Origin of the sequence: Streptomyces winkii (assembly GCF_032248595.1) — a bacterium.
Lineage (GTDB): Bacteria > Actinomycetota > Actinomycetes > Streptomycetales > Streptomycetaceae > Streptomyces > Streptomyces winkii.
The window spans coordinates 399919-426501 of record NZ_JASTTH010000008.1; the positions used below are offsets into that span (position 1 = coordinate 399919).

Annotated in this window: 13 protein-coding genes; 4 read left to right on the forward strand and 9 right to left on the reverse strand. The window is 71.4% G+C overall.

Annotation, left to right across the window (positions count from 1 at the left end):
* Nucleotides 1–79: 79 nt before the first annotated feature.
* The 3 genes from QQM67_RS25190 to QQM67_RS25200 form a co-directional block, all read right to left on the reverse strand.
* Entirely contained in the window at nt 80–1465 is a 1386-nt protein-coding gene (locus QQM67_RS25190; RefSeq protein ID WP_399067554.1) for a hypothetical protein, read from the reverse strand.
* A gap of 206 nt (nt 1466–1671) precedes the next feature.
* Complete coding sequence (locus tag QQM67_RS25195) at nt 1672–2640, reverse strand: aldo/keto reductase (RefSeq protein ID WP_314176709.1); 969 nt, start codon at nt 2638–2640, stop codon at nt 1672–1674.
* A gap of 100 nt (nt 2641–2740) precedes the next feature.
* Entirely contained in the window at nt 2741–4666 is a 1926-nt protein-coding gene (locus QQM67_RS25200) for an alkaline phosphatase family protein (RefSeq protein WP_314176710.1), read from the reverse strand.
* Between the two features lie 511 nt (nt 4667–5177).
* Here QQM67_RS25200 and QQM67_RS25205 point away from each other — a divergent pair.
* Nucleotides 5178–5603 (forward strand): YjdF family protein, encoded by a 426-nt coding sequence (locus QQM67_RS25205; RefSeq protein ID WP_314176711.1) that lies wholly within the window; start codon nt 5178–5180, stop codon nt 5601–5603.
* A 171-nt stretch (nt 5604–5774) separates the two neighbouring features.
* Complete coding sequence (locus tag QQM67_RS25210; RefSeq protein ID WP_314176712.1) at nt 5775–6050, forward strand: hypothetical protein; 276 nt, start codon at nt 5775–5777, stop codon at nt 6048–6050.
* A 135-nt stretch (nt 6051–6185) separates the two neighbouring features.
* Here QQM67_RS25210 and QQM67_RS25215 read toward each other — a convergent pair whose 3' ends face one another.
* A complete protein-coding gene (locus QQM67_RS25215; protein WP_314176714.1) occupies nt 6186–6758 on the reverse strand; it encodes a TetR/AcrR family transcriptional regulator in 573 nt (190 codons plus the stop codon).
* Between the two features lie 47 nt (nt 6759–6805).
* On the opposite strand from QQM67_RS25215, the gene QQM67_RS25220 reads away from it, so the two are divergent.
* Both QQM67_RS25220 and QQM67_RS25225 read left to right on the forward strand, forming a co-directional pair.
* Complete coding sequence (locus tag QQM67_RS25220) at nt 6806–7600, forward strand: class I SAM-dependent methyltransferase (protein ID WP_314176716.1); 795 nt, start codon at nt 6806–6808, stop codon at nt 7598–7600.
* A 183-nt stretch (nt 7601–7783) separates the two neighbouring features.
* Nucleotides 7784–8521, forward strand: coding sequence for a carbonic anhydrase (locus tag QQM67_RS25225; RefSeq protein WP_314176718.1), 738 nt, complete (start codon nt 7784–7786; stop codon nt 8519–8521).
* A 97-nt stretch (nt 8522–8618) separates the two neighbouring features.
* Here the strand turns inward: QQM67_RS25225 and QQM67_RS25230 are convergent, their stop codons facing one another.
* From QQM67_RS25230 to QQM67_RS25250, 5 genes are all read right to left on the reverse strand, one after another.
* Nucleotides 8619–9431, reverse strand: a complete 813-nt coding sequence (locus tag QQM67_RS25230; protein ID WP_314176720.1) for an ABC transporter ATP-binding protein — start codon at nt 9429–9431, stop codon at nt 8619–8621.
* A gap of 149 nt (nt 9432–9580) precedes the next feature.
* The gene (locus tag QQM67_RS25235; RefSeq protein WP_314176722.1) at nt 9581–11554 is read right to left on the reverse strand and encodes an ABC transporter permease; all 1974 of its coding nucleotides are present in this window, start codon (nt 11552–11554) and stop codon (nt 9581–9583) included.
* A gap of 102 nt (nt 11555–11656) precedes the next feature.
* The gene (gene modA / locus QQM67_RS25240; RefSeq protein WP_314176724.1) at nt 11657–12460 is read right to left on the reverse strand and encodes a molybdate ABC transporter substrate-binding protein; all 804 of its coding nucleotides are present in this window, start codon (nt 12458–12460) and stop codon (nt 11657–11659) included.
* Between the two features lie 111 nt (nt 12461–12571).
* Nucleotides 12572–12967: a TOBE domain-containing protein gene (locus tag QQM67_RS25245; protein WP_314176725.1), complete on the reverse strand. Its 396-nt coding sequence runs from the start codon at nt 12965–12967 to the stop codon at nt 12572–12574.
* A 181-nt stretch (nt 12968–13148) separates the two neighbouring features.
* The gene (locus QQM67_RS25250) at nt 13149–25751 is read right to left on the reverse strand and encodes an Ig-like domain-containing protein (protein WP_314176726.1); all 12603 of its coding nucleotides are present in this window, start codon (nt 25749–25751) and stop codon (nt 13149–13151) included.
* Nucleotides 25752–26583 lie beyond the last annotated feature (832 nt).

A 26583-nucleotide genomic window follows, 5' to 3' on the forward strand; every position in this document is an offset into this window, starting at 1 on the left:
GAACCGGCAACAGCAGCGCCGCTTCCGTGCGGCAAACGAAGTAAGGCGAGCCTGACCGCTTGCGGAACCCCGTGACCGGTCAGAAGCCGCCTCCGCCGAAGTCCCCGCCGCCGAAGCCTCCTCCGTCGAACCCGCCGCCGTCGCCGAATCCGCCGCCGTCGCCGCCGTCGCCGAAACCGCCTCCGTCGCCCCCGTCGCCTCCGTCGAATCCGCCGTCACCGAAGCCGTCGCCGTAGCCCCAGGGCCCGATCGCGCTGCCCAGCAGCGTGCCGACCAGCAGGCCCGGCAGGATGCCCCCGCCGAAGTAGCCGCCCGCCCAGGGCCCGTAGACCGGCCCCGCCTCCCAGTACGGGCGCCGCCCCTCGGGGGTGTCCACGTTGCGGGCCATCGGCTCCGCACCGTCCCGGAGCCGCGCCGCGTCCGCCGCGCAGACCGGCACCGTCCGCTCCGTGCCGCCCGGCGGCGCCCAGCGCACGTCCTCCACCGACGGGCCGTGGCGGGGGTCGAAGAAGCACGGCATCCGGCGCTCGGGCAGGGGCTCGCCGTTCCGCCTCGCTTCGAGCGTGGCGAGCGCGAAGCGCCCGTCCTCCAGGGACTCCGTGACGGAACGTACGTCCCCCGGGGCGCGCGCGGCCTCCATCTTCCGCTTCGCCTCGTCGTACGCGTCGACGGCGTGCGTGTAGTCCCTGCGCATGGCGTCGTCCGACTCCGGCGCCTGCGGCTCGAAGCCGATGCGGTCCAGCTCCTCGCCGAAGGCCGTGATGTCCTCGTCCACCACGGGACGCAGCGTCTCCAGCCGGGCCCGCTCCTGCTCGGCCTGGCGCGCGCGGGCGCGGTTGCGCGCGAGGAAGCCGCCTCCCACGCCCACGACGAGCAGCGCCAGAAGCACCAGCAGGATGAAGCCGCCGCCCGTTCCGCGTGCAGGGCTGCCGTCCCACGAGGAGGGAGCGGTGCCGCGCGCGTCCGCCGTCGCACCGTCGACGAAGCGGTCGACCTTGGCCTTCGCATCGCCGCCGGCGCCGTCCGCGGACCTGCGCAGCCCGTCGACCGCACCGCGTGGCATCACGGACCGGTCGGCTCCAGCCGCGAAGTCGTCGTCGAGCGTGACGCCGTAGACGCCCCTGTCGCCGACCTGCGAGCGCAGGTCCCGCAGCAGCGTGGACGGCGGGAACTCCTTCGACTTCGGCAGTACGGCCACAAAGACGGGCTTGTCCGCCCTCTTGATCTTCCGGGTGAGGTCCCTGGCGTCGGAGGCGGAGAGCCGGTCCGAGGCCCGTTGGTCGACGAAGACGGGGCCCTGGCGCAGCGCCGCGGCCACCTCGCCGACGCTGTCCGCCCTGTTCGACGCCCCCGCGGCGGGCTCCGTGGCCCCGGCGGAGGGGGCCATCGCGAACGCCGGCAGCAGGACGGCTGCCACGAGAAGGAGCACCAGCCTGAGAAATCCTCTATGCCGTATATGACTCATGCGCCCCCGTGTACCCCGGATCGGCCGGGGGCTGCACTCCTTCTCGGCCGGCGCGTACGGGTGCCGACGGGCGGGCCGGAGGAGACCGGGGTGAGGCGGTGGCCGGGACCCGGCGGGGGAGCCGCGCCTTCGTCACCCGCGGCACGGGCAGGGCAGGCTCCGGCCGGACGGTCTTAGGCCGGACGGGTCCCGGTCGCCGTCCCGGTTCACGTCCACGGCAGCGCGGCCCTGTGCCGCCAGTACTCCTCCGCCGGCTCCGCCAGCTCCGAGGCCAGCCGTTCGACGCGGTCGGGGGTGAGGTCAGCCGTCAACGCCGAGACGTTGGCGTCGAGTTGGTCCGTCGTCGCGGCACCGGAGAGGACGACGCGCGCCCATGGCCGCGCGAGGACGGCCGCCAGCGCCAGCGCGTCGGGCGCGAGGCCGGTCTCCCTCGCGACGCGGCCGAGTGCCGAGCCCGCCGCTTCGTGTACGAGGCGGCCGTTGGCGAGAGCTTCCTTGACGATGACATTGCGCCCCGCGTCGTGCGCCTCGGCGAGGGCGGGCCCCGCCGAGGGCTCCAGGAGGTTGTACGTGGCCTGGACGCTGGAGAAGAGGGGGACGCCGTCCACTTCGACCGAGAGCGCGGCGCGGATCGCGGCCGGCTGTCCGGGACCCGTCGTACTCAAGCCGACGGTGACGCCTTCGGCGGCGAGGGCCGCCAGCCTGTCCTGGAGGGCGCGGTCCGTGAGGACGGGGCTCCCGGGCGTCACCGAGTGGACCTGGTACAGGTCGAGACGGTCGCCCAAGATGCCGCGGGTCTCGGCGAGTTGACGGTCGTAGACGGCCGGGCTGTGGTCCTTGACCTCGTGCACGGCCGCGTCCGTGCGCCAGTTCGCCGTATAGGTGTAGCCCCATTTGCTGCCGGCCACGGCGTCGCCGTGCGCCGGGCGCTTCCGCAGCCACCCGGCGAGGAACTCCTCCGCCCTCCCGTACGAGCGGGCGACGTCGAAGTACCGCACTCCGCGTGCGTACGCCTCGTCGAGCACGGCGTGGGCCCGGCTCTCCATCGCCTCGACCGTCCGCTCGGCCGGAAGATCCGACTCCCGGCCGAGATTGATGTAGCCGGGGCGGCCGAGCGCGGCCAGGCCGAGCCCGATCCGGGCGGATGGGGAAGCGGTGAGGCGTTCGAAGGGCACGGTCGACATCCTCCGGTAGGGCGGTCCGGCCAGGCAGCGTCACCGTACCTGCCCGCCCGGCCGGGGGCGCGATCCCCGGCCCGCCTCAACCGGCGCGCCCTCAGTGGCCTTTGGGACCGGACCTGTCCTGGGAACCAGGCGCGTCCTTCGAACCGGACTCGGGGCCGTAGGTGGTCATGAACCGGTCTCGGAAGCTGTCCATCCGCCAGACGGGGGCCTTCTTGCCGGGCTTCAGCCCTTCGTTCCAGCCCCAGCCGGACATCCGGTCCAGCACCTTCGGGTCGTGGGCGACGATCGAGATCGGAACGTCCCGGCTCGCGCGGTTGCCGACGACGGTGGGCACGGGCTGGTGGTCTCCGAGGAAGACCAGAACGGTGTCCTCGTCGCCGTACTTCGCCACGTAGTCGGTGAGGCTGCGTATCGAGTACTGGATGGAGCGCCGGTACTCCGTGCGCACCCGGTGCGGGTCCTTCCACACCTCCCTGGGGTCCTTCCCCGCCCTCTTCTGCGCGTGGTAGATCGAGCCGTCACCGATCTGGTCCCAGCCGACCGTCGTGGGCAGCGGCGCCCAGGGGTTGTGACTGGTGGCGAGGATGGCGGTCGTCATCAGCGGCTTGCGGTGCTTCTTGCCGTGCTCAAGGCGCTCGAAGGCCTGCATCGTGTACTGGTCGGGCACGGGCGACCAGCTGAACATCGGCCCCTTGTAGCCCATTTCACGGGAGTCGTAGATCTCGTCGAAGTGGTAGAACTGCCCCTCCGGCCAGGACCGCCGTACGCCGGGCATCATGCCGACCGTCCGCCACGCCCTGGAGCGCTGGAAGGCGCCGGTGAGGGTGAAGCGGTCGCTCGCGGCGGCGGTGCGGTAGCGCTGGTTGTTGTCGATCCACAGCCCCGACATCAGGGTGGAGTGGGCCAGCCAGCTGCCCGCGCCGGTCGTCGGGGAGGTGAGCCAGCCGCTCCGGGAAGAGAACCCGGCATCGCGCAGCCGCCCGGTCTGCTTCTCCAGCACCGAGTCGACCTGTGGCGCCATGGAGGGGTCCTCGACGGCGCCGCGGCCGTAGCTCTCGACGAAGGCGAAGATGACGTCCTTGCCCCGCAGGCCGGTCAGCAGCTTCTCGGGCGGAGTGTCGCGGAAGCGGTCGACGGCGGCCTGATCGGCGAACTCCCGCCCGTCGTCGAGCCCCTTCCGCAGCAGCATCGCGCGCTCCTGGACGAGCCTGGAGGTGGCCTTGGCGGCGAACGGTATGCCGTCGAACGCCTGAAGGCCCAGCAGCGAGATGGTGATCCACGCCGCCCCGAGGACCAGCGTGGCGCGGGTCGCCACGACGCTGTTGCGTACGACGAGGTCGCTGAGCCGGCGCACGGCGAGAGTCATGAGTACGAGCACGACGACGACCAGGATCACGACCCCCACGACGACGCCGAGCGCACCGGCCCGGCCCACCGTCGACTGGAGGAACTCCTCGGCGTCGTCGAAGAGGATCCAGTCGAGCACCGGGTCGAAGGGCCGGTCGAGGACCGAGAAGAAGCCCATGTCGATGAAGCGGACCACGGTCAGCAGGCCCAGGCCCGCTCCGACCACCAGGGACAGCGCCCGGCCCGCCTTCCGCGGCAGTACGAGCAGCACCGCGGCGAGGTAAATCGCCTCCACGGGCAGGCGCAGGAACGTGCCGAGCGTGACGCGGTCGAGCGAGGCGGGCAGGAGCAGGCCGAACAGCACGAGCAGGGCGGCCAGTCCGTTGGTCACCTTGGGCAAGGCCCGTGCGACGGCGGGGTGTTCGGCCCGGAACCTCTCCCGGTATCCGGCGAGGAACCCGGGCCGGAGCCTGCGCGGGAACCTGCCCCGGAACCCGGAGCGGAGCCCGGACGGTCCGCCGCCGTCCGGCGCGGCGGCCTGCTCGCGGGAGGCGGTGCCCTGATCCGCGGCGGCGTTCCCGCCCGTGGCCGCCCCGTCGCGCGGCAGGTCCTCCTCAGTGGTCGACTTGTCTGTTTCCGGCTGCTGCCGGGAGCTTGAGGAGAGCGACACCCCGACGGTCCTTCCGCACGAAACACGGTGGTGGCACAGCGGGCCAGGCTCGCGAACGCATGGGCCGCCGCAGGTCGTACTGCTGTCGGCGCCCCGGCGCGATCACCGGGGCCACCCGCGCGGGCAGCGTATGAACAGTGGCGTGAGCGGGTCGGCGGGTTGTCCAAGTGTTCAGACAGCGTTTCCTGCGGCAGCGGACTCGCGCTCGCGGCGAACAACTCCCGCAGCGGTCCGCGGTCGCCCGGGCAGCGGGCCGACTCCCGTACGTCCGTGGGCAGTTGAGGCAGCCGTGGCGGCGGGCCCGCGGCAAACTCTCTGGTCGCTACGGGGCCGGCTCGCCTAGCCTGGCCGTGCACACGAAAACGCGGCCCGGTCGGTAGCCCGGGCGCTGCCGTCTCCCGGCAGTCTGTATCCGCCCTCTCCAGGGATGTCCGGTGTGCCGGAATCCGGCCCGTCAGGCCGGCGGTTCGTGTGCCCTGGAGAGACCGTGTCCGCTTCTGCGTCCGCTTCCGTGACGTTCACACTGTGTTTCGAAGGCTCGTTCTGGGCCGGAGTGCTGGAGACCGCCGAGTCGGGTCAAGTACGCGCGACCCGGCACGTGTTCGGCGGCGAGCCGACCGACGCCGAGTTGTACGCGTTCCTGCTGCGGCACGGCATGGCTCTCCTCGAACGCGCGCAGGCCAGCCCCCCGGTTCCCGCCGGGACTCGGAGCGCGGGGCGCCCCAGTCCCAAGCGGGCCATGAGACTTGCGGCCCGCGAGGCGGCACGGGTGGCACAGGGGCGGCGGAGCACCGCGTCCCAGGAAGCCCTCCGTCAGGAGCTGGAACAGCGCAAGTCCCTTTCCCGCGCGGAGTCCAGGGAGCGGAAGCGTGCCGAGGCGGACCGCAAGCACGCGCTGGCGCGCGCGAAGCGCAAGCAGCGCAAGCGCGGCCGCTGAGTGTCTCGCTCGCCGCGGCGGTCCGAGGCCAACTGACCAGCAGATTCTGTGATCTGGGTCACAACCGCTTGAAGCTCCACCGCACTGAAGGTTCTAGCGTACGAACGGCCGGCGCCGGCAGTGCATTTCGGATCAGGAGAACAGAACCAGCACATGGAAAGGCAGGGGGAAATGAGAACATTCGCACGCATGGGCGTGGCGGGAGTCGCCGTCGCGGCCATGCTCGGGGGAGCGGCCGGTGTCGCGCAGGCCGACAGCGCGACGCCGACGGAGACGGTCTCCTCACGGGGAGCGGAGAAGGCCGCTCCGATCTGGCTGCAGGAGGGGACGTACGACACGGTGCAGGCGTGCTCCGACCGCGGCAGCCTGGGCGACGTCCTCGGCTGGTGGCTCGCTCACGAGTGCAGGGTGCTGCCCTGGGGCGTGGAGCTGTGGGTTTTCAAGTGACCCGGGTGCCGCGAGCCGGCCGCTGACGGCCGGTCGTCCCTGGTTCTGGTCAGGGGCGGCAATCAGGGGGGTGGGGCCGGGAGTTGGGACTCCCGGCCCCTGCCGTCGCAGGCCGGCCGGTGTCCGGGGCGGCTTTCACCGGTTGGTGTCGGTGCTGATGTGCTCGAACAGCCCCGCCTGGATCCGCGTGCGTACCCCCTCGGCCCACGGCTCGTCCACGTCGTCGGCCTCCAGGGCGGCCATGTTGTTGAGCAGCATCCCGAAGGCGAGAAACGACTTCACCGTCACCGGGTCGAGCTCCGTCGTGCCGGCGACCGTGTCCCACATGTGGGCCACCCGCGCCCGCACCAGATCGCGGACCTCCCCGTCACCGCAGGCGGCGAACCCCTGAAGCTGCAACAGCAGAGTGGTGCGGTCGGCCAGCGCCTCGTGGTACTGCGCTCCCATCCTCGCCAGCGCGCTCAAGCCCCGTGCCCCCGTGGCGGCTTGCGCCATGCCGTCGCTGAAGCGGTCGAAGGCCGCGCCGACCAGCTCCAGGAACAGGGCCTTCTTGGTCTTGAACATCCGGAACACATAGGCCTGCGTGATGCCCGCCTCGCGCGCGATCGCCTCGATCGACGCCCCGTGAAGTCCATGATCCGCGAACTCTCCCGCGGCGATCCCCAGTACCTGCGATCGCCGCTCCGATCCGCTCATCCGCGCAGCCACGGAGATCAGATTACCAGTTACTAACCACTAACCAGTACCGTGGCCTCGTGGACGACGACATCTGGGCCGCTCTGGCCGACGACTTCGCCGATGAGGCGTACGCCTCCGTGAAGGGGCACGTGCGCACCTACGTGATGCACCAGCAGTTGCTGGAGCATCTGCCTGCCCCGCCGGCGCCCGTGCTCGACGTCGGCGGCGGCGCGGGCCATCAGTCGTTTCCGCTGGCCAGAGCCGGTTACGACGTGACGTTGCTCGACCCGTCGCAAGCGATGCTCGACAAGGCCCGGCAGCGGCTCGGGCAACTGCCCGCCGAGGCCCGGCGACGGGTGACGCTCGTGCGGGCCGACGGCGAGAGCGCCGACGAGGCAGTGGAGGGCCGGCGCTTCGCCGCCGTGCTGTGCCATGGCGTGCTCGGCTACCTGGAACACCCCGAGCCGCTGGTCGACCAGCTGTGCCGGTGCGCCGCAGCCGGCGGCCTCGTCTCGGTCATGACGGCCAACGCCAAGGCGATGGCGGTGCGCCCGGCCCTGGAACGACGGTGGGACGACGCCCTGACGGCCTTCGACTCCAGGCGCGAGGTCGGGGTGCTCGGAGTGCCGGGCCGGGCCGACACGGTCGAGGAGCTCGGCGAGCTCCTGCGCGGACGCGGCGTGGAGCCGCTGCGCTGGTACGGGGTGTGGCTGTTCGTCGACTGGCTCGAATTCGGCGGAGCGCAACTGGACCCGGGCGACGCGCAGCAGACGGCGGCGACGGCCGCGGTCGAGCTCGAAGCCGGGCGGCGCGACCCGTACCGCCAACTCAGTCGCGTCTTCCATCTCGTGGGACGCAAGAGCACGGGCTGACGGGCCAACCGCGGCCAGGCGCCGCCCTGTTCGAGACCGCCGTACGCCGTCGGTGGCGAAGCCCTCCGCCCCCGCGTGTGCCTGCCCGCCGCCCGCTCGCGCCGCCTGAACAATTGCCGTGGCCAGGACACAGGGACATGCCGGCGGGGCGACTTGTCCGAGCAGCATGGAGAGGGACGACGGATGCATGGAGCAGGGTGCCCGGACCGCAGAGCGCTGCTGACCGGTGGACTGGGGGCCGCCACGGTCGCGCTCGTGGGCGGTTCATCGAGCCCGGCGGTGGCGTCGGCCGCCGGCGGTTCGCCGCACAGGAGCCGGATCACGCCCGCCGAGGCCTTCGAGCGACTGATGGAAGGCAACGAGCGCTGGGTGAGCGGGGACCTTCAGCACCCCGACCGGGATCCGGACCGGCGCGAACTCGTGGCGCAGATTCAGCAGGACCCCTTCGGGGCGGTCCTCTCGTGCATTGACTCCCGCGTGCCGCCGGAACTCATCTTCGACACCGGGCTGGGCGCCCTGTACGTGATGCGCACGGGCGGGGAGGCGGTCGGCCCGGTGGTCACCGGCTCCGTCGAGTACGGGCCCGTGACGGGCGGCACCCCGCTCATCGTGGTCCTCGGGCACCAGCGCTGCGGCGCGGTCGCGGCGGCGTACAAGTCGATCCGCGACGACCAGCCTCTGCCGGGCAACTTGCAGGCGATCGTCGACGCTCTGCGGCCCGCCTACCGGGTGGCCGTCCGGGAAGACGGCCCAGACCCGGTCGAGACCATGGCCCGTGCCCAGGTCAGGCTGACCGCGGCCGGTCTGCGCTCCAACAACGACCTCGCCCCGCTCGTGGCGAAGGGCGCCCTCGCCGTGGTCGGCGCGTACTACTCGCTCGACACCGGCGAGGTGTCGGTCCTGTCCGGTGCGCCGTCCTGATCCGTCGTACGTGACAGACGGGGCGGACGGGGCGGACGGGCCGGACGGATGCGGTCAGTTCGGAGCCGGACGGGCGGGTGCGACGGCTTCCGCCGCTTCACAGCTGTGCCGAGCGGGCCGACCAGCGGCCGTCCCGCCGGGCCACCGCGATGGGACGTCCGAAACAGGACGTCATGTGGGCGCCGGTGAGCACTTCTTCGGCCGTGCCGCGCGCGTACACGCGCCCTTCGCGCAGCAGCAGCGCGTGGCTCGTGGTGGGCGGCAGCTCCTCCAGATGATGGGTGACCGTGATGGTGGCGAGCCGGGGACGCCCCGCGGCCAGGCGGCGCAGGGCATCGATCAGATCCTCCCGTGAGGGGAGGTCGAGCGCGTTGAAGGGCTCGTCGAGCAGCAGCAGAGACGGGTCGGGCATCAGGGCCCTCGCGATCAGGATGCGAGCGCGCTGACCTCCCGAACACACGCCGTACGGGCGGTCGGCCAGCTCCTTGCACCCCAGCTCGCCGAGGAGGCGGTAGGCCTGTTCGCGGGCCGCGAGGTCGTACTTGCCCCACAGCGGCTGGACCGTGCCGGTGGCGCCGGTGAGTACGACGCCGTGGGCGCTGAGGTCTTCCGGCACGCGCTGGGAGGGCGAGACGTGCCCGATGTACGCGCGCAACTCCCGTACGTCGACCCGTCCGAGGCGGTGGCCCAGCACGGTCACCGTCCCGCTCGTGGGGTGCATCACGGCGCCGAGGAGCCGCAGCAGAGTCGTCTTGCCCGCGCCGTTCGGGCCGAGCAGCGCCCAGTGCTCGCTCGGCTCCACGGTCCAGTCGACGCCGTCGAGGATGACCTGGCCCGTGGTGAAGCGGCGGACGCTCACCTCCTCGAGTGCGGCCACGGTGCGGTTCGGTCGCGTCGTCTCCGACGACATTCACGCCTCCACGTTCTCCCCTGACGATGCCGGGCTCGTCGCGTCTCCGCCGTCGTATCGCTCCGGGGCGCCGGTACGCAATCACGTTCTCCGCCGCCGGGGAACCGGAACCGGAGTGTTCGCGCCCGCGCCCTGCGGCCCGGCGCCGCCTACGGCGTGACCACGGTGATCTCGGTCGCCTTGACGCTGGTCCACACGTCTGTGCCGTCGGCGAGTCCGAGCTCGCTCGCAGCCTGCGGGGTGATCTCGGCGACGAGGTCGGGGACCTGGTCGGAGGCGACGACGACGCGGAGGCGGCTGCCGACGGCGGTGATCTCGCGTACGGTCCCGGGCCAGTTGTTGCGGGGACTCCCCGCGGGACGTTCGCGGTGCAGGGAGACGGCCTCCGGGGCGATGATCGCGAGTGTGCTCGTGCCCGTGCCGACGGGGTCGGCGACGACGAGGGTTCCGCCGCCGGCGAGCGAGAGCGTCCCGTCCGAACCGGCCGTGCACGCCCAGGCGTTGCGGCCGAGCATCCGCGCCACCCACGGCGAGCGGGGGTGGCGGGAGACCTCGCCGGGTGCGTCGTCCTGGAGCGTCCGTCCGTCGTCGAGGACGAGTACGCGGTCGCCGAGCGAGATGGCCTCCACGGGGTCGTGGGTGACCAGCAGGCAGACTCCGCCGAAGCCTCCGAGGTGCGTGCGCAGGGTGTGCCGTACCTGGGCGCGGGTGGTCTGGTCGAGCGCGGCGAGGGGCTCGTCGAGGAGGAGCAGCCGTGGGCGGGCGGCCAACGCCCGTGCCAGGGCGACGCGTTGGGCCTGCCCGCCGGAGAGCTGGGAGGGCTTGCGGCGGCTCAGGTGCCCGACGCCGAGCCGGTCCAGCCACTCCTGCGCGGTGCGGCGCGCCTCGGCCCGGCCCACGCCCTGGGTGCGCAGCCCGTACGCGGTGTTGGCGAGAGCCGTGAGGTGCGGGAAGAGCGCTCCGTCCTGCGGTACCCAGGCCACGCCGCGGCGGTGCGGGGGCAGGGCCGTGACGTCGGTGCCGCCGAGTCGCAGCCGGGCGTGGGCGCGGGGGGTGAGCCCGAGGAGGGCGCGCAGCAGGGTGGTCTTGCCGGCGCCGTTGGGCCCGACGACGGCGATGGTGGTGCCGCCCGGGGCGTCGAGGGCGACGTCGTTGAAGCCGGTGACCTCAGCCCGAAGGGCCCACTGCTGCCCGGGAGTTGAGAGCGCCGCCATGGCGGGCCGTGCGCTGCGTGCGCTGTCCGCCTCCGTCTGCTGGCTCTCTCCCTCCGGCCCGTTGTCCTTGCTCGCGTCGTACCTGCCCGCGGCGCGGTCGCCGGTGGCGCCGGTCCAGCGTCCGCGCAGGGCGACGAGGACGGCCATGGCGACGGCGAGCAGCAGCAGGGACACGGAGGTCGCGGCCTCCGGGCGGTCCTGGAGGAGGAGGTAGACCTGGAGGGGAAGGGTCTGGGTCGTTCCGGGAAGGTTCCCGGCGAAGGTGATGGTGGCGCCGAACTCGCCCAGCGCGCGGGCCCAGGTGAGGGCCGACCCGGCGGCCAGCCCGGGGGCGGCCATGGGGAGGGTGACGGTGAGGAACACCCGTGCCGGCGAGGCCCCGAGAGAGGCCGCCGTCTCCTCGTAACTCGGCCGGAGGCCCGCGAGGGTGCCTTCGAGGCTGATGACCAGGAAGGGCATGGCCACGAAGGTCGCGGCGACGACGGCACCGGAGACGTGGAAGGGCAGGACGATGCCCAAGTCGTCCTCCAGCCAGGGCCCGAGGAGTCCGCGGCGGCCGAAGCCGAGCAGCAGGGCGACGCCGCCGACGGTCGGCGGCAGCACCATCGGCAGCAGTACGAGCGAGCGCACGAGCGCCTTGCCGGGGAAGCGGACGCGGGCCAGCAGCCAGGCCAGCGGCACGCCCAGGACGAGGGACAGCCCGAGAGCGCAGAAGGACACCAGCAGGGACAGCCGGAGCGCTTCGGTGACGCCGGGGCCGGTCAGGTGCGAGCCGAGTTGATCCCATTCGGTCCGGGCGAGGATGCCGGCCAGGGGCAGCAGCAGGAACGCCACGGCGAGCAGCGCGGGCACCGCGAGAGCTGTCGGCGTGCGGGTGCCGGGTGCGGGGAGACGGTTGGGACGGCTCATCGTCGGTTCCTGGGCTGGGAGTTGAGATGCGTGCGGCCGGCCGGGGCCGGGGGCCGCGAGGCCGTTCACCGGACGGCGGCCCCCGGGCGTCCCGTCGGGCGGTTACGGCTTCTGGAAGCCGGCGTCGCGCAGGAGCTTCTGCGCCTCCGGGGTGCTGAGCCACTTCACGAAGGCACCGGCGGCCTTGGCGTTCTTCGACGACTTGAGGGTGGCGGCGGGGTAGGAGGCGACGGCGTTCTGGTCGTCGGGGATCTTGATCGCGTCGACCTTGTCGGGGACGGTCGCCGCGTCGGTCCTGTAGACGACGCCCGCGTCGGCCTCTCCGAGTTGCACCTTGCTCAGCACGGCCCGCACGTTGGGCTCCTGCGAGACCGGCTTGACGTCGATCTTCTGCTTGTCGAGTACCTCGCGGCTGTAGCGGCCGACGGGCACCTCGGGAGCGGCCAGTACGACCTTCAACTCGGGGTCCGCGAGGTCCTTCAGGCTCCGGACCTTCTCCGGGTTGTCCTTGCCGGTGGCGATGACCAGCCGGTTCTTCGCGATGACGGTCGAGGCGCCGGTGTCGGCCTTCAGCCCGTCCATGGTCTTGGTGTCGGCGGTCACCAGCGCGTCGGCGGGTGCGCCCTGCTTGACCTGCGCGGCCAGCTCCTGTGATCCCGCGAAGGAGAACGTGACCTCCGTACCCGGGTGCTCCTTCTCGTACGTCTTCCCGGCGGTCTTGAAGACGTCGGTGAGCGACGAGGCGGCGAGGACGGTGAGTTCGGCTTTTTCGGCGTTCGGGGCGCTGCCCGGCTCGTCGTCGGCGCCGCCGTCCTTCTTGTCACTGCCGCAGGCGGACAGCGGTATGAGGAGCGCGGCAGTGGTGATCGCGGCGGCGGCACGCCGCCATATGACCGTGGATGACATGAAGTTGAGACTCCTTGACGGTACGGACGGGAAGGCGTGGCCGGACGGGGCGGGACGCGCCGGGCGGGGGCGGCCGGCGGGGTTCGCTGACGGGCTCCGTGGCACCGGTGCTCAGGTGCGGTCGATGTGCACGTTGGTCGACTTCACCCTGGCGGTGGCCTGCATGCCGACCTCCAGGCCCAGCTCCTCGACGGCCTCGCGCGTCAACAGCGACACCAGCCGGTGCGGACCGGCCTGGATCTCCACCTGCGCCGCGACGTCGCCGACCTTGACGGCGGTGACGATGCCGGGGAAGGCGTTGCGGGCCGAGGTGTAGGAACCGTCCTCCTCACCGAGCCCGCCCTGGCCCATCTCGACGGAGAAGGCGGCCAGATCCTTGCCGTCGATGAGTCGGCGTCCCCCCTCGTCGCGATGGGTGGCGACCCTGCCCGCGTCGGCCCAGCGACGGGCCGTGTCGGGACTGACGCCGAGGAGGCGGGCCGCCTGGCCGATCGTGTAGCTCTGCATGCGCGCAAACTATGCGGAGGATCTCGCACCTGCAAGACATCGAGACCAATCGCACAGCAAATGCGATCCGATTCGAGACACCGCATAGCAGTTGACGTCCGTACGAGCGCGGCCCTCACGCACGGGACCGGCAGCGCGGCACCGGTACGGGCCCACGGGCGCCGCCGTGGGCCCGTGACCGTCACGGAGTGACGGTGTGGGTGTCGGTGCCGGTGGACGGACTGAAGTTGCTGTCGCCGTTGTAGGTGGCGGTGACGGCGTGCGGTCCGACCTCCAGCCCCCTGTTGGTGATGACGGCCACTCCGTTCACCAGTGGCGCCGTGAAGGTGCCTCCTCCGCCGCCCCCGATGACGAAGGTGACCGTCCCGGTGGGCGTCCCCGGTGCGGGCGGCGCCGTGGTGACGGTCGCCGTGAAGGTGACGACCCGGCCCGGCAGTGAGGGGTCCGGCGATGAGACGAGCGTCGTGGTGGTCGCTGCCCGGATCACCGTATGGGCGTCCGCTCCGCTCGATGGGGCGAAGTCGGAGGCGCCGCTGTAGTTCGCGGTGACCGTGTGCGTACCCGGGGCCAGACCGCTGCTGGTGACGGTGGCGACGCCGTTCACGAGAGGCGCGCTGACTGGAGTGGTGCCGTCGAACAGGAACGTGACTGTGCCCGTGGGCGTACCCGCTCCGGGAACGTTCGAGGTGACGGTGGCGGTGAAGGTCGCCGCCTGCCCGAAGGACGAGGGGTCGGGGGCGCCGGCGACCGAGGTGGTGGTCGCGGTGCGGTTGACGGTGTGGGTGTCGGTGCCGGTGGAGGTGTTGAAGTTCGGGTCGCCGTTGTAGGTGGCGGTGGCGACGTAGGTGCCGACGGGGAGGCCGCTGGTGCTGACCGTGGCGGTTCCGGAGCCGCCGAGGGTTCCGGTCAGTGTGGTGCTGCCGATGGTGAAGGTGACGGTGCCGGTGGGTGTTCCGGCGCCGGGTGCGACGGGGGCGACGGTGGCGGTGAAGGTGGCCGTCTGTCCGAAGGACGAGGGGTCGGGGGCGCTGGCGACGGCGGTCGTGGTGGCCGCCGGATTGACCGTGTGGGTGTCCGTACCGGTCGACGAGGCGAAGTCGGTGCCGCCGTTGTAGGCGGCCGTCACCGAAAGGCTCCCGGACGGCAGGGAGTTGAAGGTGGCCTGGGCCGTGCCGTCCAAGGCCACCGGCACGGTCGAGGTGCCTCCGCCGCTGACGGTGAAGGTGACCGTACCCGTGGGAACTCCCGATGCGGGAGCGACCGGAGAGACCAGTGCGGTGAAGGTGGCGGGCTGTCCGAAGACGGACGGGTCCGGGCTGCTGACCACGACCGTGGTGGTGGCCGCCTGGTTGACGGTGTGGGTGTCGGTGCCGGTGGAGGCGCTGTAGTTGGTGTCTGCGGCGGCGTTGTAGGTGGCCTGGATCGTGTGGCTTCCGGCGGTGAGTGTGTTGGTGCTGACGGTGGCCGTGCCTCCGGCGAGTGTTCCGGTGAGGGTGGTGGTGCCGTCGATGGTGAAGGTGACGGTGCCGGTGGGTGTACCGGCGCCCGGTGGTACGGGGGCGACGGTGGCGGTGAAGGTGGCGGTCTGCCCGAACAGGGTCGGATCGGGTGCGGAGTTGACGGTGGTCGTGGTGGCTGCGGGGTTGACGGTGTGCGTGTCGGATCCTGCGGAGGGGCTGTAATTGGTGTCGCCGCTGTAGGTGGCGGTTGCGGAGTGGGTGGCGACGCCGAGGGTGTCGAGGGTGAACTGAGCGGTTCCGGTGCCGTCGAGAGGAGCGGTGAAGGTGCCGCCCCCCGCCCCGGAGACGGCGAAGAAGACGGTGCCGGTGGGCACGGGGCCCGGCTGGCTGGGCGTGACCGTCGCGGTGAAGGTGACCGGCTGCCCGAAGACGGACGGGTCCGGCGACGAGGTGAGAGTCGTGCTGTTGGAGGGTTCGACTTCGACGGTGAGACTGCTGTTGCCGGTGGAGATGCTGTGGTTGGTGTCGCCGTTGTAGGTGGCGGTGATGGTGTGGGATCCCAACCCGAGCGTGCTCGTGGTGAGTTGGGCGAATCCGTTGGCGTCCAGGTTCTCGGTGAAGGTGCCCCCGCCGGAGCCGGAGACGGTGAAGGTGACAGTGCCGCTCGGGGTGCCCGCGCCGGGGGCGATCGCGGAGACGGTGGCGCTGATGGAGACGGGCTGTCCCACGGCGGACGGATCGGGTGTCCCGGAGGCCACGGTGGTCGTGGATGCCCGGTTGACCGTGAGCGAGGCGGTCCCGGACGAGCCCATGAGGCTGCCGTCGCCGCTGTAGGTGGCTGTGACCGAGTAGCTGCCCGAGGGCAGTGAGTCGAGGACGAGCCGGGCCGTACCGTCCACGGCCACGGGCACGGTCGTGCTTCCTCCGCCCCCGGTGAGGACGAAGGTGACGGTGCCGGTGGGTGTCCCGGCGCCCGGCGCCACGGGTGCCACCTGGGCCGTGAAGGTGATCGGCTGCCCGAAGACCGAAGGGCTCGGAGAGCTGAAGACCGTGGTGCTGGTCGCGGCGCGGTTGACGGTGTGGGTGTCGGTGCCGGTGGAGGTGTCGAAGTTGGGGTCGCCGGTGCCGTTGTAGGTGGCGCTGACCGAATGTGCGCCGGCCGTCAGGGAGTTGGTGCTGACGGTCGCGGTGCCGGAGCTGTCGAGCGTCCCGGTCAGGCTGGTGGTGCCGTCGAAGGTGAAGGTGACGGTGCCGGCCGGTGTGCCCGCCCCCGGTGGCACGGCCGCGACGGTGGCGGTGAACGTGGCGGTCTGGCCCACCACGGTGGGGTCGGGTGCCGAGTTGACGGTGGTTGTGGTGGCTGCCGGGTTGACGGTGTGGGTGTCGGTGCCGGTGGACGTGTTGAAGTTCGGGTCGCCGTTGTAGGTGGCGGTGCCGCTGTAGGTGCCCGCGTTGAGCACGGCGGAGGTGGTGCTGGCGACGCCGTTCTCATCGAGCGGGACGGTGATGGTCCCGCCGCCGGTCTGGGTGAAGGTGACGGTGCCGGTGGGTGTGCCCGCCCCGGGTGCGACGGCCGTCACGGTGGCGGTGAAGGTGACCGCCTGCCCGAACGCCGACGGATCGGGCGAGGACGTCAGCGTCGTTGCCGTACTGGCGCGGCTGACGGTGTGGGTGTCGGAGCCGCTGGAGGGGGCGAAGCCGGTGTCGCCGTTGTAGGTGGCGGTGGCGGCGTACGACCCGGCCGGGGAAGCCGGGAGGGTGCCGGTGGCGGTGCCATTGGGATCCAGGGGGACGGTGACGGAGTCGCCGGTGCTGCCGGCGATGGTGACGGTGCCGGTGGGCGTACCGGCTCCCGGCGCCACGGCCGCGACGGTGACCGTGAAGGTTGCCTCCTCGCCGTAGACGGACGGGTCGGGCGAGGACGTCAGCGTCGTCGTCGTACTGGCGCGGTTGACGGTGTGGGTGTCGGTGCCGCTGGAGGTGCTGAAGTTGGCGTCGCCGTTGTAGGTACCGGTGATGGTGTACTGCCCGGCGGGGAGCGAATTGGCCGAGACGACGGCGATGCCGGACGCGTCGAGGGTTCCCGTCAGAGTGGGGCCGCCGCTGATGACGAAGGTGACGGTGCCGGTGGGTGTTCCGGCTCCCGGTGCGACTGCGGAGGTCACGGCGGCGAGAACCAGGGTCTGTCCGAAGACCGTCGGATCCGGGCTCGATGTGACGGTGGTGGTCGTGGCTGCTTGGTTGACGGTGTGGGTGTCGGTGCCGGTGGAGGTGCTGAAGTTGGTGTCGCCGTTGTAGGCGGCGGTCACCGAATGGCCGCCCGCCGGGAGTGAGTTGAGGATGAGGGTCGCCGAACCGTCCGCGGCGAGCGGGACGGTCGTCGTCCCTCCGCTTCCGCCGTCGACGGTGAAGGTGACGCTGCCCGAGGGCGTACCCGCTCCCGGAGCCACAGGGGCCACTTGGGCCGTGAAGGTGGCGGTCTGGCCGAAGACGGACGGGTCCGGGCTGCTGACCAGGGTGGTGCTGGTGGCTGCTTGGTTGACGGTGTGGGTGTCGGTGCCGGTGGAGGTGTTGAAGTTGGGGTCGCCGGTGGCGTTGTAGGTGGCGCTGACCGAATGTGCGCCCGCTGTCAGGGAGTTGGTGCTGACGGTCGCTGCTCCGCCGGCGAGCGTTGCGGTGAGGGTGGTGGTGCCGTCGATGGTGAAGGTGACGGTGCCGGTGGGTGTTCCGGCGCCGGGCGCCACGGGTGCTACCTGTGCCGTGAAGGTGACCGCTTGTCCGAACACCGTGGGATCGGGCGTGGAGTTGACGGTCGTGGTGGTGTTCGCCGGGTTGACGGTGTGGGTGTCGGATCCTGCGGAGGGGTCGTAGTCGGTGTCGCCGTTGTAGGTGGCGGTGGCGGAGTGGGTGGCGACTCCGAGGGTGTCGAGGGTGAATAGAGCGGTTCCGGTGCCGTCGAGGGGCGCGGTGAAGGTGCCGCCTCCTGTCCCGGAGACGACGAGGGTGACGGTGCCGGTCGGTACGGGCCCGGGCTGGCTGGGTGTGACGGTGGCGGTGAAGGTGACCGGCTGCCCGAAGACCGTGGGATCGGGGGCGGAGGTGAGGGTGGTGGTGTTGGAGGGTTCCACCTCGACGGTGTGGGTCTGCGTGCCGGTGGAAGTGCTGTGGTTCGTGTCGCCGTTGTAGGTGGCGGTGATGGTGTGGGAGCCCAATCCCATTGTGCTGATACTGAGTTGGGCGGTTCCGTTGGCGTCCAGGGCTTGGGTGAAGGTGCCCCCGCCGCTGCCGGAAATGGTGAAGGTGACCGTGCCCGACGGCGTACCGGCTCCCGGCGCGACCGGCGCCACCGTCGCGCTGATCGAGACCGTCTGCCCGGACGCGGAGGGGTCGGGCGAGTCCGTGACGGTCACGGTGGTCGCCGCCTGGCCGACGGTGTTGGTGGCGGAGCCGCTGGAGGCCGTGAAGCCCGTGTCTCCGCTATAGGTCGCGGTGACCGAATAACTGCCCGCGCTCAGAGAGTTGAGGGTGAGCCGGGCCGTACCGTCGGTGTCGAGCGGGACGGTGGTCGTCCCCCCGCCGCCGCTCACCACGAACGTGACCGTGCCGGTCGGAGACCCGGCCCCGGGGGCGACGGGCGTCACCCGCGCCGTCATGGTGATCGGCTGCCCGAATACCGAGGAGCTCGGAGTGCTGACGAGCGAGGTCGTGGTCGCCGCCTGGCCGACGGTGTGGGTGCCGCTGCCGTCCGACGCGAGGAACCTCGGTTCCCCGGCGTAGACGGCTTCGACGGTGTGGCTTCCGGCGGTGAGTGCGTCGGTGCTGACGGTGGCCGTGCCGGAGGTGTCCAGGGTGGCGACGAGAGTGGTCGTGCCGTCGATGGTGAAAGTGACGATGCCGGCCGGGATGCCGGCGCCCGGTGCCACGGGCTCCACCGTCGCCCTGAAGGTGGCGAGCTGCCCGAACACGGTCGGATCGGGTGAGGAGTCGACCGTGGTGGTCGTGGCGGCGGGGAGGACGACGTGCGTGTCGGCGCCCGTCGAACCCATGAAGTTGGCATCGCCGTTGTAGGTCGCGGTGGCGGCGTAGGACCCCGGAGCCACAGCGGGGACGGTGAAGGTCGCGCCCCCACCCGAGTCGAGCGGGAGGACGACCGACCCGCCGCCGCTCTCGGTGACGGTGACGGTCCCGGTGGGGACTCCGGCTCCCGGCGCCACCGGGGCGACGGCGACGGTGAGGACGAACTCCTCGCCGTAGACGGACGGATCGGGAGTGGTCACGAGCTGCGTGGTCGTCGCGGCGCGGTTGACGGTGTGGGTGTCGGTGCCGCTGGAGGGGGCGAAGTTGCTGTCGCCGTTGTAGGTCGCGGTGGCCGCGTACGACCCGGGCGGGAAGACCGGGAGGGTGCCGGTGGCGGCCCCACCGGCGTCCAGGGTGACGGTGACGGAGTCTCCGCTGTCGCCGGTGACGGTGACGGTGCCGGTGGGAACTCCGGCACCCGGAGTCTCCGGCGTGACGACGACGGTGAAAATGGCTTCCTGGCCGTAGACGGACGGATCCGGCGACGAGGCGAGCACGGTGGTGGTCGTGGCGCGGTTGACGGTGTGGGTGTCCGTGCCCGTCGACGGCGTGAAGTTCGTGTCGCCGTTGTAGGTGCCGGTGATGGTGTATTCGCCCGGAGGCAGCGAACTGGCGTCGACGACGGCGATGCCTGACGCGTCGAGGGTTCCCGTCAGCGTGATGCCGTCGATGGTGAAGGTGACGGTGCCCGTGGGCGTGCCCGCACCAGGTGCCAGTACGGCTGTCACGGAGGCGAACACGACTGTCTGTCCGAATACCGTCGGATCCGGGCTCGATGTGACGGTGGTGGTCGTGGGCGCCTGGTTGACCGTGTGTGTGTCGGAGCCGGACGAAGCGGCGTGGTCGGGGTCGCCGTTGTAAGCGGCGGTCACCGAATACGACCCGACGCCCAGCGAGTTGAGGCTGAGTGCCGCTGTCCCGCCGCTGTCGACGGGGACGGTGGCGATGCCGCCTCCGTCGATGACGAATGTGACCGTACCCGTGGGCACGGTCGCGCCGGGGGTGTCCGAGGTCACCGTGGCGGTGAATGCCACGGGCTGGCCGTAGACCGAAGGGTCGGGGACGGAGGTGACGGCGGTGGTCGTCCCCGTCGGGAGCACCGTGTGGGTGTCGGCGCCGGTGGAGGCGGTGTAGTTGGTGTCTCCGGTGGCGTTGTAGGTGGCCTGGATCGAGTGGCTTCCGGCGGTGAGCGTGTTGGTGCTGACGGTGGCCGTGCCGGAGGCGTCGAGTGTTCCGGTGAGGGTGGTGGTGCCGTCGATGGTGAAGGTGACGGTGCCCGAAGGCGTACCGGCCCCGGGCGCCGCGGCCGCGACCGTGGCCGTGAAGGTGGCCGTCTGCCCGAACAGGGTCGGGTCGGGTGCGGAGTTGACGGTGGTCGTGGTGGCCGCGGGGTTGACGGTGTGGGTGTCGGAACCGGTGGAGGGGTCGTAGTCGGCGTCGCCGCTGTAGGTGGCGGTTGCGGAGTGGGTGGCGACGCCGAGGGTGTCGAGGGTGAGGGTGGCGGTGCCGTTGGCGTCCAGGTTCTCGATGAAGGTGCCGCCTCCGGCCCCGGAGACGGTGAAGGTGACGGTGCCGGTGGGCACGGGGCCCGGCTGGCTCGGTGTGACCGTCGCGGTGAAGGTGACGGTCTGCCCGAAGACGGTCGGGTCGGGGCTGGAGGTGAGGGTGGTGGTGTTGGAGGGTTCGACTTCGACGGTGTGGTTGTTGTTGCCGGTGGAGGTGCTGTGGTCCGTGTCGCCGTTATAGGTGGCGGTGATGGTGTGGGAGCCCAAGCCGAGGGTGTCGATGGCGAGTTGGGCGGTTCCGTTGGCGTCGAGGGCCTGGGTGAAGGTGCCGCCGCCGGTGCCGGAGATGGCGAAGGTGACCGTGCCGGTGGGCGTTCCGGCTCCGGGCGCGATCGCGGAGACGGTGGCGTGGACGGCGACCGACTGGCCCGCGGCGGAGGGGTCGGGGGATGAGGTCACCGTCGTTGTCGTGGCGGCGGGATCGACGGTGTGCGTGTCGGTGCCGCTGGAGCCCGTGAAGTTGGTGTCGCCGCTGTAGGTGGCCGTCACCGAATGCGAGCCCGCTGGCAGTGAGTCGAGGATGAGCTGGGCCGTACCGTCCATGGACAGGGGGACGGTGGTGCTGCCTCCGCCGTCACTGATCAGGAACGTGACCGTCCCCGTAGGTGCTGTCACAGCCCCTACGACGTCCGACACCACAGACGCCGTGAAGGTGACCGGTTGTCCGGAGACGGACGGGTCGGGGGATGAGGCCACCGTCGTTGTCGTGCCCGCCTGGTTGACGGTGTGGGTGTCGGTGCCGGTGGAGGTGTTGAAGTTGGGGTCGCCGGTGGCGTTGTAGGTGGCGCTGACCGTATGTGTGCCCGGCGTCAGGGAGTTGGTGCTGACGGTGGCGGTGCCTCCGGCGAGTGTTGCGGTGAGGGTGGTGGTGCCGTCGATGGTGAAGGTGACGGTGCCGGAGGGCGTACCGGCGCCGGGTGCGACGGGGGCGACGGTGGCGGTGAAGGTGGCGGTCTGTCCGAACAGGGTGGGGTCGGGCGTGGAGTCGACGGTTGTGGTGGTGTCCGCGGGGGTGACGACGTGGGTGTCGGAGCCGGATGAGGGGGCGAAGTTGCTGTCGCCGTTGTAGGTGGCGGTGCCGCTGTAGGTGCCTGCGTTGAGTCCGGCGGAGGTGATGCTGGCGACGCCGCTTCCATTCAGCGGGACGGTGACGGTGCCGCCGCTGCTTTCGGTGAAGGTGACGGTGCCGGTGGGCGTACCCGCCCCCGGTGCGGCGGCCGTGACGGTGGCGGTGAAGGTGACCGGCTGCCCGAACACCGACGGATCGGGAACGGACGTCGCCACGGTCGTCGTGGCGGCGGGCTGGACGACATGGGTGTCCACCCCGGTTGAGGGGGCGAAGTTGCTGTCGCCGTTGTAGGTGGCGGTGCCGCTGTAGGTGCCCGCGTTGAGTCCGGCGAAGGTGATGCTGGCGACGCCGCTTCCGTCCAGCGGGACGGTGACGGTGCCGCCGCTGCTTTCGGTGAAGGTGACGGTGCCGGTGGGCGTACCCGCGCCTGGTGCGACGGGCGCCACGGCCGCGGTGAAGGTGACCGCCTGCCCGAAGACGGACGGGTCCGGGGTGGAGACGGAGGTGGTCGTCGTCGAGGCACGGTCGACGGTGTGCGTGTCCGTCCCCGTCGACGGCGCGAAGTCGGCGTCGCCGTTGTAGGTGGCGATCACCGTGTGGTCGCCTGCCGGGAGCGTGCTGATGCTGACGGAGGCGACGCCGCCGGCGAGCCCCGCGGAGAGGGTGGGGCCGCCGTCGACACTGAAGGTGACAGTGCCGGTCGGGGTGCCCGCGCCGGGGGCGATCGGAGCCACCACCGCGGTGAGGACGGCCGGTTGCCCGAAGACGGTGGGGTCGGGGCTCGATGTGACGGTGGTCGTGGTGGCTGCCTGGTTGACAGTGTGGGAGTCGGAGCCGCTGGACGAGGTGAAGCTGGTGTCGCCGCTGTAGGTGGCGGTCACCGAATGCGACCCCGCCGGAAGGGAGTTGAAGGTGAGCTGAGCCGTCCCGTCGGTGTCGAGCGGGACGGTGGTGATGCCGCCGTCGTCGCTGAGGGTGAACGTCACACTTCCGGTGGGCATCCCGGCGCCCGCGCCGGTCGGGGTGACCGTGGCCGTGAAGGTGACCGGCTGCCCGAAGACGGACGGGTCCGGACTGCCGATGACGGTGGTTGTCGTGGCTGCTCGGTCGACGGTGTGGGTGTCGGTGCCGGTGGAGGTGTTGAAGTTGGGGTCGCCGGTGGCGTTGTAGGTGGCCTCGACTGTGTGGGTACCCGGCGTCAGGGAGCTGGTGCTGACGGTGGCGGTGCCTCCGGCGAGCGTTCCGGTGAGGGTGGTTGTGCCGTCGATGGTGAAGGTGACGGTGCCGGTGGGCGTACCGGTGCCCGGCGCGACGGGAGCGACCACGGCCGTGAGGCTCACGGCCTGTCCGAAGACGGTCGGATCGGGTGCGGAGTTGACGGTTGTGGTGGTGTTCGCCGGGTTGACGGTGTGGGTGTCGGATCCTGCGGAGGGGCTGTAATTGGTGTCGCCGTTGTAGGTGGCGGTGGCGGAGTGGGTGGCGACGCCGAGGGTGTCGAGGGTGAATTGAGCGGTTCCGGTGCCGTCGAGGGGCGCGGTGAAGCTGCCGCCTCCTGTGCCGGAGACGACGAGGGTGACGGTGCCGGTCGGTACGGGCCCGGGCTGGCTGGGTGTGACGGTCGCGGTGAAGGTGACCGTCTGCCCGAACACGGACGGGTCCGGCGACGAGGTGAGAGCGGTGACGGTGGACGGCTCCACCTCGACGGTGTGGGTGTCCGTGGCGGATGAGGAGACGAAGTCGCTGTCGCCGTTGTAGGTGGCGGTGATGGTGTGCGAGCCCAAGCCGAGGGTGTCGATGGCGAGTTGGGCGGTTCCGTTGGCGTCCAGGTTCTCGGTGAAGGTGCCGCCGCCGGTGCCGGAGATGGCGAAGGTGACCGTGCCGGTGGGCGTTCCGGCTCCGGGGGCGATCGCGGAGACGGTGGCCTGGACGGTGACCGACTGGCCCGCGGCGGAGGGGTCGGGGGATGAGGTCACCGTCGTTGTCGTGGCGGCGGGATCGACGGTGTGCGTGTCGGTGCCGCTGGAGCCCGTGAAGTCGGTGTCGCCGCTGTAGGTGGCGGTGACCGTATAGCTGTCCGCCGGCAGGGAGTTGAGGGTGAGCTGTGCGGTGCCGTCGGTGTCGACGGGAACGGTCGTCGTTCCCCCGCTCCCGCTGAGAGCGAAGGTGACGGTGCCGGTGGGTGCCCCGGCGCCCGGCGCCACGGGAGTCACTTGGGCCGTGAAGGTGACCGGTTGTCCGGAGACGGACGGGTCGGGGGATGAGGCCACCGTCGTTGTCGTGCCCGCCTGGTTGACGGTGTGGGTGTCGGTGCCGGTGGAGGTGTTGAAGTTGGGGTCGCCGGTGGCGTTGTAGGTGGCGCTGACCGAATGTGAGCCGGGCGTCAGGGAGTTGGTGCTGACGGTGGCGGTGCCTCCGGCGAGTGTTGCGGTGAGGGTCGTGGTGCCGTCGATGGTGAAGGTGACGGTGCCGGAGGGCGTACCGGCTCCCGGCGCCGCCGCCGCGACGGTGGCGGTGAAGGTGGCGGTCTGTCCGAACAGGGTCGGGTCGGGCGTGGAGTCGACGGTTGTGGTGGTGTCCGCCGGGGTGACGACGTGGGTGTCGGAGCCCGATGAGGGGGCGAAGTTGCTGTCGCCGTTGTAGGTGGCGGTGCCGCTGTAGGTGCCGGCGTTCAGTCCGGCGAAGGTGATGCTGGCGACGCCGCTTCCATTCAGCGGGACGGTGACGGTGCCGCCGCTGCTCTCGGTGAAGGTGACGGTGCCTGTGGGCGTACCCGCCCCCGGTGCGACGGCCGTGACGGTGGCGGTGAAGGTGACCGCCTGCCCGAACACCGACGGATCGGGAACAGAGGTCACCACGGTCGTCGTCGCCGCCTGCCGGACCGTATGGCTGTCGGTTCCGGTCGACGGGTCGTACTCGCCGTCCCCGCTGTAGGAGGCAGTGACGGAGTAACTCCCCGCGGGCAGCGCGCTGTCGGTGACGGTGGCCACGCCGCCCGCGTCCAGCGGCACCGTGATGGTGTCGCCCCCGAGGTCGAATGTGACCGTTCCCGTCGGCACTCCCGTCGCGGGGGCGACCGGAGAGACCACCGCGGTGAACGTGACCGACTGGCCGAAGGCGGACGGGTCGGGCGAGGAGACGACCGTCGTGGTCGTCGGGGCGCCGGCGACGGTGTGGGTGCCGGTCCCGCTGGACGGGGCGAACCCCGCGTCACCCTGATAGGCGGCGGTGACAGTGTGCGGCCCCGCGGAGAGCGCGCTCGTGGCGACGGTCGCCACACCGTCCACCAGCGTGCCGGTGAGAGTCGGGCCGCCGCTGACGGTGAAGACGACGTCACCGGTCGGTACCCCTGCGCCCGGCGGTACGGCGGTGACCGTGGCGGTGAAGGTGACTTCCTGCCCCGGCAGCGACGGGTCGGGCGAGGAAGTGACGCTCGTGGACGTGTCCGCCGGGTTGACGGTGTGGGTGTCGGTCCCGCTGGACGGCGCGTGTTCGGCGTCGCCGCTGTAGGCCGCCGTGACGGTGAGACTCCCCGGCGGGAGCGTGCCGAGCGTGAGTACGGCGGTGCCATCGGCCTCAAGCGGCACGGTGAACGTCCCCGCCCCCTCGACGGTGAAGACGACGTCGCCCGTCGGCACTCCCGCGCCCGGCGGCTGCGTCGTGACGGTGGCGGTGAAGGCGACGTCCTGCCCGAAGACGGAGGGGTCCGGAGAGCCGGCAACAGTCGTCGTTGTGGCTGCCCGGTCCACGGTGTGGGTGTCGCTGCCCGCCGACGGGGCGAAGGCGGCGTCGCCGCTGTACGACGCGGTGATGCCGTGGTTGCCGGCCTCAAGCGAGGCCAGGGTGACGGCCGCGACGCCGGACGCGTTGACCGGCGCGGAGAACGTGCCGCCGCCGGGGCCGCCGACGGTGAAGGTGACCGTGCCCGTGGGCGTTCCCGTACCGGGCGGCACGGGGGCCACGAAGGCGCTCACTGTGACGGGCTGACCGAAGACGGAAGGATCGGGTACGGACGTCACGGTGGTCGTGGTCGGCTTCTTCGCCGGTGGGTTCACGTCGTGTGTGCCGCTGTCCGAGGAGGGCAGGAAGTTCTCGTTGCCCCGGTAGATGGCCTCAAAGGATCGCTCTCCGGCCGGGAGTCCGGGGATTGTGAGCGTCGCCTTACCGCTCGCGTCGCACTCCGCGGGCATTTGCGGAAGCCCTTCGATGACGAAGATGACCGTGCCGCGGGGTGTTCCGGCCCCCGGGGGCACCGCGGTGACGATTGCGGTGAAGGTGATCGGCATCCCCGGCTGCGACGGATTGGGCGACGACGACACCTCGGTCTGCGTGGATGCCCTGACGACCCCGTGCTGGTAACTACGGCTGGACGGCGAGAACTGGGCCGAACCGTTGTAGCTGGCGGTCACGGTGTGCACGCCCGTACCGAGATGCGATGTGGTGACGCTCGCCGTCCCGTTCGCATCGAGGGGCACCGTCGAACTGCTGCCGCCGACACCGGAGATGACGAAGGTGACGGTGCCTGTCGGTGTGCCCATGCCGGCGGGCGCGGAAGTGACCGTGGCGGTGACGGTGACGAGCTGTCCGAAGACCGATGGGGCTGGGGAGGAGGTCACTTGGGTGACGGTGCGTGTGGCCACGGCGCGCGCCCTTCTCGTAGTGCCGAACGGCCACCGCGTCATCCGACGGCACCTTGCAAGTGCCGGTCGTCCGAGGCGCTCCACCCGTCCCGTCAGGTTCGAGCCCTGACGGGACGGACAGTGAACGGACAGGTCGCGGGGACCTCTCGCGCTGCCGGACCTCGATACGGATGACCAGCGGCCAATACCACCGATGGACCCACGATTCAGGTGGGACACTCCAGAGCAGAGCAGGCAATTACGTCAAATGGCGCAGCGCGCGGCAGTGTTGAGGGGCTGACTCGATACAGAGCGGCGCGCGAGCCCATCCCTCACGCCTGTTGCTCCGAGCTGCCACGAGTTGCCGGTATCGCTCATCTCGTGCGGCCGGGGCGGGAGTCGGGGTCGTTCCTTGCCTGCGTCGGGGTGGCGCAGCGGCACGTTCAGTACGGACTCCCCGACTCCGGCCCTCGGGCGCCCGCGATGTGTTCGGCCAGCCACGCCGGTGTCCCGGAGCGCGGGTAGGCGGCCAGGTCGTTGCGGTAGTGCTCGGGGGCCAGCAACTGGTCGTCGGGGAAGGGACGGTCGCCGTAGTCGTAGTCCGTGGTGATCTGGGCGCTTCCACGGTTCTGGCTGCCGGTGAGCAGCAGGCGCCACCACGGCCCGGCCGGCATCCGCGCGGCGAGGTGCCGCTGCCTGCGGACCAGCACGGCTATCTGCTCGGGTACCGGAGCCTCGGTGGTCCGGTTCCCGCACCAGAACCGCAGCTGGGCGACCTCGCCGGAGACCGTGAAGGAGAACGTGGCCGCGAAGCGGTCCCACGACGGCG

What these genes read in the sequence shown, in the direction of transcription:
- QQM67_RS25225 (WP_314176718.1), top strand. Translation starts at nt 7,784, where the DNA reads ATGCATGGAGCAGGGTGCCCGGACCGCAGAGCGCTGCTGACCGGTGGA.
- QQM67_RS25235 (WP_314176722.1), bottom strand. Translation starts at nt 11,554, where the DNA reads ATGAGCCGTCCCAACCGTCTCCCCGCACCCGGCACCCGCACGCCGACA.
- QQM67_RS25190 (WP_399067554.1), bottom strand. Translation starts at nt 1,465, where the DNA reads ATGAGTCATATACGGCATAGAGGATTTCTCAGGCTGGTGCTCCTTCTC.
- QQM67_RS25210 (WP_314176712.1), top strand. Translation starts at nt 5,775, where the DNA reads ATGAGAACATTCGCACGCATGGGCGTGGCGGGAGTCGCCGTCGCGGCC.
- QQM67_RS25230 (WP_314176720.1), bottom strand. Translation starts at nt 9,431, where the DNA reads ATGTCGTCGGAGACGACGCGACCGAACCGCACCGTGGCCGCACTCGAG.
- modA (WP_314176724.1), bottom strand. Translation starts at nt 12,460, where the DNA reads ATGTCATCCACGGTCATATGGCGGCGTGCCGCCGCCGCGATCACCACT.
- QQM67_RS25245 (WP_314176725.1), bottom strand. Translation starts at nt 12,967, where the DNA reads ATGCAGAGCTACACGATCGGCCAGGCGGCCCGCCTCCTCGGCGTCAGT.